Source organism: Acetivibrio sp. (assembly GCF_035371925.1).
In the GTDB taxonomy this organism is placed as follows: domain Bacteria; phylum Bacillota; class Clostridia; order Acetivibrionales; family Acetivibrionaceae; genus Hungateiclostridium.
The window spans coordinates 34817-44086 of record NZ_DAORXT010000014.1 but is presented as its reverse complement, the minus strand read 5'-3'; the positions used below and the strand labels follow the sequence as shown (position 1 = coordinate 44086).

Sequence of the window (9270 nt, the reverse complement as noted above, 5' to 3'; positions counted from 1 at the left end):
CTGGCATCTTCTTTTTCAAAGATCATTTTGTTTCATTACAGGAATGCTCCATTTGATAATTCAGATATTGTTGTTTGATTTCTTTTGCTTTCCCTTGGGCAATAGGAACAGAATCAAGGGTTTGCAGGGTCACTTTATGATTATCTATAATATCTATATACTGCATATTCACAATATACGAGCGATGAGTTTTGATAAAACATTCATATTTTAAAAGAGTGCTGCAGACGGCAGAAAAGGATTCCGTGCATTCAATTACCTTACCGGATATCAAGTGATACAACACATTTCTTCCAATTACCTCTGCATAAACTATATTTGAAATTAATATTTTTTGGATGCCATCGCTGCTTTTTACAATAATCGCATTTTCCTTTCTTTGTGCTTCTATCTGTTCTAAAAGTTCATCAAAAGTTAAAAACAATTTCTCTTTCGAGACAGGCTTTAATACATAGTCAGTGGCCCTCACGGAATAACTTTCCAAGGCAAATTCAGACGATGAGGTAAAAAATAAAATCGGGGCGATTTTGTCAAAATCACGGATTTCATTTGCCAAATCAATACCTGTAAAACCAGGCATCATAATATCCAGGCAATATATATCAAACAGCTTGCCCTTATCTAGAGCAGAAGTCAGCTCAAATCCGTTTGAAAAAACTGTGTATTCAAAATTCAAATGCTTTGATGATTTATATTCATCCAAGAGATGTACCATATTGGACAGGTCGTTCATATTGTCGTCACAAAGAGCAATCTGCAGCATGAATATTCCTCCGTTTTCTCATTATTCATTTTTGCACAGAAGTTGGATGCACTGCACTATTTCATGTCAAAAAAAATATGATTCATGAAAAATTTATTTTTTCTTCAACGGTAACTGATACAATTAATTTGATAAAGATTTTTTATTATACAAGTTAACATATATTATTTCGGAAATATCTCAACGTGATATTAAAGAAATCAAAATTATTTTGCACACCGGATAAAATTACAAATTCACATAACGAGTGGCCTATGAATGGTCACAGTTTTTATATTCCTGCTTAGACAAAAAGAAATTTAATTTCTTGCAATATTGTAGAAAATTTTTCCAGTTAAGTACTGGAAATTGAAATAATTAATTCACCAACACAGGCATGTTGTGAATGAGATTATACTATACGAGAGGAGAATTTTACATGAAAAGATTATCAGCACTTATTTTAGCACTGGTTTTTGCACTAAACTTTGCGGCTTGTGGTGGAAACACAGGATTGGCAGCCTCAGATGTTACACTTGTCAGGAAAGAAGCAAATTTCACGAGTTTGCTTGTTCCCAGTGATTTTACCGAATTTGAAGATTTTGAAGGTTTTACTGTTGCAAAAGCTGAAGGTGCCAGTATTGTTATAACTCCTATTATTGAGCAGGTTGTAAGTATTAAAGAGATTACTAGAGACTATATGGTTGAATTGGTAAAAGACTCCTATTCCAACGTTAATGTGTTGAAATTTGACAATGCTGCCACCATTGGGGGAACAGATGCTGTGTACTTCTTGTTTACAGGAGACGATAACTCGAGCAATAACAACAATACCGTTTGCTATATCAATCTATTCTTTACCGTGGACGGTCAAGCATGCGAGCAAGAGATTGTCTTTACGTATAATACAGGGGTCAACACCTCGCTGGAAACTAACTTGGACACTATTATCAACAGCATTTCTTTGGAGTAATCTCTTATTTAATCGCTACTAATACACACAACATTCAAAATGTTCAGATACCCTAAGAGATGGTGTATCTGAACGTTTAAAACGAAGTTTTGTATTTACAATGTGTCGAAAAAACTTGAAAGGAAGGTTGCAATGGGAAAACGATTTATATCTATTTTTCTTCTAGTGGCTATGTTATTCACAATGCTTCCTGCGGGGGCAATGTCTGCTGCAACTGATAATGTTAGTACATCGGTAAATACAGAGTGGCAGAAGAGGATTGAGAATCCCTTCGCGGATGTCAAGGAAGGGAGCTGGTACTATGATGCTGTTCAATATTCATTCATAAACGGATTTTTCAGCGGTACCGGTGAAAATACTTTTAGTCCTGACGGAACAATGACCCGAGCCATGTTTGTTACCGTTTTGGGGAGAATGGCCGGCGTGGATCAGACTAAATACAAGGGACAGTCTTCCTTTGGCGATGTACCTAAAGATGCCTATTATGCCCCATATGTGGAGTGGGCATTTAAGCACGGTATCACTGCCGGTGTCGGAAACGGCAAATTTGATCCTAACGGTCTTGTTACCCGGGAGCAGATGGCAGTGTTTTTTGTTCGCTACTTTGAAAATTTTGGCGTTGATTATGATACTGGAGCCGATATTACAACTGTCCCGGCAGATTTGGATACTGTAGCACCATGGGCGCGGGAGGCGGTTTTAAAGCTTTGGAACACCGGGATTTTGGCCGGCGACGGCACAAACTTTAATCCTAAAGGCAATGCAAGCCGTGCACAGGCAGCAGCACTTTGTATGAGTACTGATAAAGCAGTAGAAACTTGGTATAGTGAGCCAGGAGTTCCGTCTGACAGGGTCAGTGTTGATCCGAACAACGGGCAGAGTACTGAAACACCGGATTCTTCTACCGGTGATTCCGGCAACGATGAAAATGAGAAAGATTCCGACACAGGAAAGAATACGGGTGGCTCTCAAAACCAAAACAAGACAACTTATTATAAAGTAACCTTTGTGATTGATTCAACAAGGGAAGAGAAGGTTTATAAAAAGGATACTTTGCTAAGCACCCTGTCCATTCCGGCCATGCCTTCCGGAAAGGTGTTTTTAGGTTGGTATTATGATGAGCAAAAAACCAAACCTATAAACGGCAATGATATACTAAATTCCGATTTAACACTTTATGCACGCCTTACCGATGGCATCGCTTTAGATGAAGATGGTATACCCGACTTCGTAAGTGCAATGGATTAAAAAGCCGATTTTAGCGTATCGGTGAAGAAAACTGGTAGTGCGCCCATTCTGGGAACTGATTTTAAGTTCCGTAACATTACCGCGCCTGAAAAAACACCCAAAGAGTCGGTTTCTGAGGAAGACTCAGTTAATATAGAGAACATAAAAGTGGTAGACAATAATGGCGTTTGGACCATTTCGGCTGTAAGTGGAGCATTTACTCCAGGCCATACTTATCAGATCGAGTTGCTCAATGATGATGTTATATATGATGACAGTGCAGATGCTTTTAATGGATTGAAAGCAATGGGTGACGGATATGATATTACAAAGATTCGTTTCTTCAATTTTAGTATAGAGAAAAACGGTACTATGAATTTGAAGCTAAATGGTGGCATCAAGTATATTCCTGTGGGTGATCTGAATGAATCAGACGGTTTGAGTTTGATGGACTATGCCGGTTTGTATCTTGCCAGTACCGATGAACAGGGTAATACTACCTATACAGCAAGTAATGGCAGTGGTAGCTTTACATACAACGGCAGCGAAGAAATACAGGTAGGCGATACTGTTGCTGTTTATTCCGGGACCATACCTACAGAAAGAAAACCACAAAAAGGAACTCAAAACAAGACGGATAACGGTGATGTTGCTTATGTGAAAATAATCGATATAGATGACAGTACTTATTATTATGAAGAGGCAGAAGCTGAGGATGTGCTCTTTATGCCTGATGTGCTGCCTGTTGATGTGGATGCAGGTGACGGAACTACCGGTTGGGTCAATAATGGAACATCGGTGAATATCCAAAACAGTAAATTGAACTTTTCAGATGCCAAATATGAAAGTGTGGGGTTAAATTCCCAAACCACTGTGGATGTAGGCGACTTCTTGGTGTTTTTTACCGGTGAATTTGGTGAAAATGGTGCACAGGATTTAGCCTATGGTGTGATAACAGCCATCAAAGTTAATGGAGACGGTACCACTACCATTACCTATAAAGATGTGGAAGAAGATCAAATTATGGCAGCCATGGATTTGTACGACGAAACTAAAGTTTCCGAAAGTCAACTCGAGGGAGCTATTGAAGAAAACAAGGATGAAATACAAGAAATCATTGAAGCCCAGTTGAGGGAGAGTGACTTCTTTGATGAAGCGGGTGAATATCTTGCAAAGGTAGCCCTCAAGACGGCTGAGGTTAGAGAGATCTTTGGTGATGACTTGGACTTGTCCGATTGTGATATTACTTATGCAGACGGAACACCTCTAGGTGCTAATGAATTGATGCTTATGGGCAATATCATAGACAAGGAACAGGACGGTAAGAAACCGAAGTTTTCTGTCAGCATTTCAACCAAAACAGTACATTTTGACCCGAAACTTGTAGGTTCCGGCTTACGTGCGGAGGTTGCGGTAAACTATAAGTTCAAGATTCAGAAAAAAGGCAGCAACAATGTCTTGGAAGTTGATCTAACAGCTTTCTTTGAGCAGGAGTTTACTTTCGGTTTCAACGTCAGTGGTGGTGCCGTTTGGAAATGGAAATGGATTATCCCTTATATTGCCGACTATCGTATGACCGGTAACCTAGACCTTGGTACCTACACAGGCCTTGGTATTACTGCTACAGCTAAATTGAAGGAAGCAAAAGAACCTTGGGGTATGCCATGGCCAAAAAGTGCCAGGGAAGCTGAAGCTACCAAAAAAATCTTTAGCTTGAGTCAATCCATCAAGCAATTAGTGGATGACGTCGAGAAGTTTCTTCCCGAAGAAGAGGGTACAGCAAGCGGTGGTCTAGCTGAGAAATATGCTAGATTTATGGAAGATGCCAACGAAGAATGGGTGGATTTGGTATCAGCAAAACTTTTAGACTTACGCAGTGCGGTAGATCCGCTCCACGTTTTGGCTTATGGTCTTCAGGTGGATTTTGTGGTTTCTGCAAACCTAAATGTAGCTCTTGGAATGACCTTCCAATACGAAAACTTCAAGCGTCACTCCTTTACTCTGCTTCTCTTAAGCAAGAAAGGGGAGAGCGAAACCATCGACTTATCCACCAATGGCTATCAGTTTGATTTATATGTCATGGGTACTATCGGTATAAGAGCCGGTGTACGAGTAAAGGTTACAATGGGGCTGTTCAGTACAAAACTGGCAGGCATTGGATTGCAGTTTGAAACGGGAGCCTACGCTAGAATGTGGGGCTACTTCTATTACCATTTGGAAAACTGGAAAACAAATGGCACATGGCAAAAGAATAGTAGCTATTCAGGTGCACTACTTGTCGAAATTGGTGCATATTTGGATGTGAAGTTCATTGCCGAAGCCCTCAACGGTAAATATTCCTATACTCCGTCCATATATACAAAAGAATGGCCATTGTGGTCGGCAGGACAAAGGGAAAATGTCTATGACTTTGCCTATGAGGAAGACCCGATCTATAACATCTTAAATGTAAATACCTATACCATACCTAAAACTGTCTTTGATATGTATTGGATGGACATTAAGACCGGGAATACAGAGGAAGGCTTCAAGAATAAGACCAAAAATTACGACAGAAATACAGCCCATAACGGAGATGATGAAGCATACTTTGTTGTGGATTTGACTAACCCGGCTTTCAAATATAATCCTGTTAACAATCAGATTACTGTAAATACTTCTTCCGGTGAAGTGACTCAAAGCGGCGAAATGAAGATCACATGGAAAGGTTTATCATTGTCTAAGTCTTCTGAGACACTTAGCCGGACTATCAAGCTCAAATGGAGCAATGAGGCAAATGCCGGTACTATTGCCTTTGACTCAAATGGCGGTTCAGCTGTTCCGATGTTACGTTTACTTGCAGGAACTGCTCTAGGCGGTAAGATGCCTGCAGCACCTACAAGAGTAGGTTATACCTTTGCCGGATGGTATACCGATAAAGCTTTATCGAATTCTTTTACAGCTACAGCAATGCCTAAGGGCAATACCACACTATATGCCAAATGGACACCGAACACTGTAAAATATACTGTAGAGCATTACCAGAAGGCTTTGAACGGTCAGTATGTGTTAATAGATAGCGACAGAACTCAGACAGGTAAAGTGGGAGAACAGACTACTGCTGTTGCTAAGAACTATACAGGTTTTACAGCTCAAGCGGTAAAACAGCAAACCATTGCTTCTGACGGCTCTACTTTTGTTGCGATTTACTATGATCGCAACCTATATGATTTGAAATTCGTGTATGGCAACGGAAGCAATGACATTGCATTAAAGGTGCCGTATGGTACTGCCATTGTAGAACCCTTCAATCCTACCAAAGAAGGTTACAACTTTGCCGGTTGGAATGTTGCTATACCTGATGTGATGCCTGCAAATGCACTTACCTTCACAGCAATTTGGACAGAAAAGACCGATACGCAATATATAGTGAAACACTATAAACAAGAACTGAACGGAGAATATGAGCTGGAACAGGTGGATGGAATGTTCGGAACCACAGGACAATATACTTCTGCCAAAGCAAGAACATATACCGGATTTACAGCTAAGAAATTTGACCAAAAGACTATTTTGCCTGACGGAAGCACTGTTGTGGAGATATACTATGATCGTAATATTAATAGCCTGTCATGGAATGTGAATGGAGGAAATTCTCTGACAGGAGAATATACCGACGGAGATGTGATATACGGTACAACTATTAAGTTGCCTGATACACCTAGTCGTACCGGTTACTCCTTTGTTGGATGGTATAAGGATGAAGCGATGACTGCACCATTAGAGGATAAAGCAACAATGCCCGATGTTTCACTTATCCTTCATGCTAAGTGGAAGGTGAATCAGTATAAAATTACTTTCGATAGTAACGGGGGGAGTGCAGTAGAGGCTATTACACAGGATTACGGTACAGTAGTTAAAGAACCTACAGCACCTACTAAGGCAGGTTATACTTTTGCAGGTTGGAAGCTGAAGGGCGTAGATTATACATTTACTTCTATGCCTGCTGAAAATATCACCCTGGTTGCCGAGTGGACAGCTCTCAGTAATATACAATATACTGTAGAACATTATATGGAGAAATTGAACGGAAGCTATGATTCAACTCCTGATGATACAGATCATTTGAACGGCAGCACCGGAGCTGTGGTGAACGCAAATGCCAAGGGTTATACCGGATTTACCTATGATCCTAATGTAAGCGGTACAATTTCCTCCGGCATAGTTAAGGAAGACGGCAGCTTAGTATTGAAGTTGTACTACAAACGAAACAGTTACAATTTAACATGGAATGGTAATGGTGGCAATGTTGACACCACAGGAGCAACTAAAGGAAGCGTGAAGTTTGGTGAGACTATTATCAGCCCTACAAATAATCCTACAAAAACAGGTTATACCTTTAAAGAATGGTCGGGATATGATAATAACATGACTATGCCTGCGAAGGATATAACATTTACTGCTGAGTGGAAGGTAAATCAGTATAAAATTACTTTCGATAGCAATGGGGGTAGTGCAGTAGCGGCAATTATGCAGGATTACGGTACAGTAGTTAATGCTCCTGCAGATCCAACCAAAGAAGGTTATGTTTTTGCTGGCTGGAAGTTGAATGGTGTAGATTACACATTTACAACAATGCCAGCTGAAGATATCACTCTGGTTGCTGAATGGATGATTGATATCAATATTCCATATACTGTGGAATACTATATGGAGAAACTGGACGGAACCTATCCTTCAATGCCTGATGATACTGATCACTTGAAGGGAATGACTGGAGCTGTGGTGAATGCAAATGCCAAGGGTTATACCGGATTTACCTATGATCCTAATGTAAGCGGCACAGTTTCATCCGGTATTGTTGCCGAAGATGGCAGTTTGGTGTTAAAGTTGTATTACAAACGAAATAGTTATAATGTAACATGGAATGGCAATGGCGGCGATGTGGATACTACCGGTGCAACCACTGGCAGTGTGAAGTACGGTGCGACAATTGCTAGCCCTGTGAATAATCCTACAAAAACAGGATATAGCTTTAGTGGATGGTCCGGATATACTGTAAACATGACTATGCCTGCAGAACATATCACATTTACTGCTAATTGGACAGCAAAACAATACACCATTACTTTTGACAGTAACGGCGGCAGTGAAGTGGCAACTATTACACAGGTTTACGGTACAGTAGTTAAAGCACCTACAGCGCCAACTAAAGCTGGATTTAAATTTGTGGGCTGGCAGTTAAATGGAGAGGATTATACCTTTACCACCATGCCTGCAGAGGATATCATATTAGTGGCTGTATGGGATGATGTACCTACCTATACAGTAACCTTTGATGCCAACGGTGGTACGGTTGGCCAAACCGACAAGTATATATATGAAGGCGAGACTTATGGTGAGCTGCCTGTTCCGAATAATGGCGATAAGTTCTTCCTTGGATGGTATACAGCAAAAAGTGGTGGAACTAAAGTCACCAGCGAAACAGTTGTTGAGCTTGCTGCTAATCATACCTTGTATGCTTGTTGGGCTGATACAGGCTTTACCGGAAGTGTTTATCCGAATTTGACAATTTATGTTGCCGGAATAAAAGTAACTACTGAGAATATGAATGATATTCTTGGAGACGGTTCCGGAAGCGTGCAATTTGATCCTAATTCAACGGTTGTTACTACAAGCGGAAGTATTTCTAATGCCGGTAATCTGTATCTTAACAACGCAACGATATCAGGAACAAGTTACTACTCATCAAATAATGCAGCCATTTATACTTCATATTCAATGACTATTGTTAACACAGGTAATAGTACTGTTACAAACACATTTGATGATCTTTCTACAAATAACAATGTATATGGTATCTATATAGGCGGCATTGCAAACATTGAAGGTTCCGGTACTCTGACTGTCACCAGCGGACAAGGAGGAGCCCAATATAACTGCGGAATTCGAGTTGGTCTCTCGGGAGCCCACTTAACAATTGAAGGACTCAAAGTGGAAGTATTTGCAGGTACTGCTGGAAATAATGGCAGCAGCTATGGTGTGTGCGTTGGACCACTGGATATGAAATATAAGGTATTCCTGAACCAAGCTACTTTGGAGGCACATGGGTATGATAGCGCGGTATATAGCGGTGATCCGAGTTTTCCTTATACAGGCTTCCTTACAGCGGTTAATACCTATATTGGCGGTATTGACTACGATGGTACAGATGCAGAATCTGTAACACAGACCGAAGAATATCAGTATCGGAACTACAAGTATATATTTGCTACAGTTCAGTAAAGCTTTAAATTGAGGCGGGGGAGACCCCGCCTTTTAAAGCTTTTGGAATAAAAAAGAAAAACTG

The 9270-nt window shown here is 40.4% G+C and carries 4 protein-coding genes; 3 read left to right on the top strand and 1 reads right to left on the bottom strand.

Features of this window, described 5'->3' with window-relative positions; translation table 11 throughout:
• Nucleotides 1-22 precede the first annotated feature (22 nt).
• On the bottom strand, nt 23-763 hold the full coding sequence (locus PLH43_RS03660; RefSeq protein WP_324360196.1) for a LytTR family DNA-binding domain-containing protein: 741 nt from the start codon (nt 761-763) through the stop codon (nt 23-25).
• A 418-nt stretch (nt 764-1181) separates the two neighbouring features.
• Between PLH43_RS03660 and PLH43_RS03655 the strand changes: the two genes are divergently transcribed.
• From PLH43_RS03655 to PLH43_RS03645, 3 genes are all read left to right on the top strand, one after another.
• On the top strand, nt 1182-1715 hold the full coding sequence (locus PLH43_RS03655) for a hypothetical protein (RefSeq protein ID WP_324360194.1): 534 nt from the start codon (nt 1182-1184) through the stop codon (nt 1713-1715).
• Between the two features lie 132 nt (nt 1716-1847).
• The gene (locus PLH43_RS03650) at nt 1848-2963 is read left to right on the top strand and encodes an S-layer homology domain-containing protein (protein ID WP_324360192.1); all 1116 of its coding nucleotides are present in this window, start codon (nt 1848-1850) and stop codon (nt 2961-2963) included.
• 21 nt (nt 2964-2984) lie between these two features.
• Nucleotides 2985-9206 (top strand): InlB B-repeat-containing protein, encoded by a 6222-nt coding sequence (locus PLH43_RS03645; protein WP_324360190.1) that lies wholly within the window; start codon nt 2985-2987, stop codon nt 9204-9206.
• Nucleotides 9207-9270 lie beyond the last annotated feature (64 nt).

What these genes read in the sequence shown, in the direction of transcription:
- PLH43_RS03660 (WP_324360196.1), bottom strand. Translation starts at nt 763, where the DNA reads ATGCTGCAGATTGCTCTTTGTGACGACAATATGAACGACCTGTCCAAT.
- PLH43_RS03650 (WP_324360192.1), top strand. Translation starts at nt 1,848, where the DNA reads ATGGGAAAACGATTTATATCTATTTTTCTTCTAGTGGCTATGTTATTC.
- PLH43_RS03655 (WP_324360194.1), top strand. Translation starts at nt 1,182, where the DNA reads ATGAAAAGATTATCAGCACTTATTTTAGCACTGGTTTTTGCACTAAAC.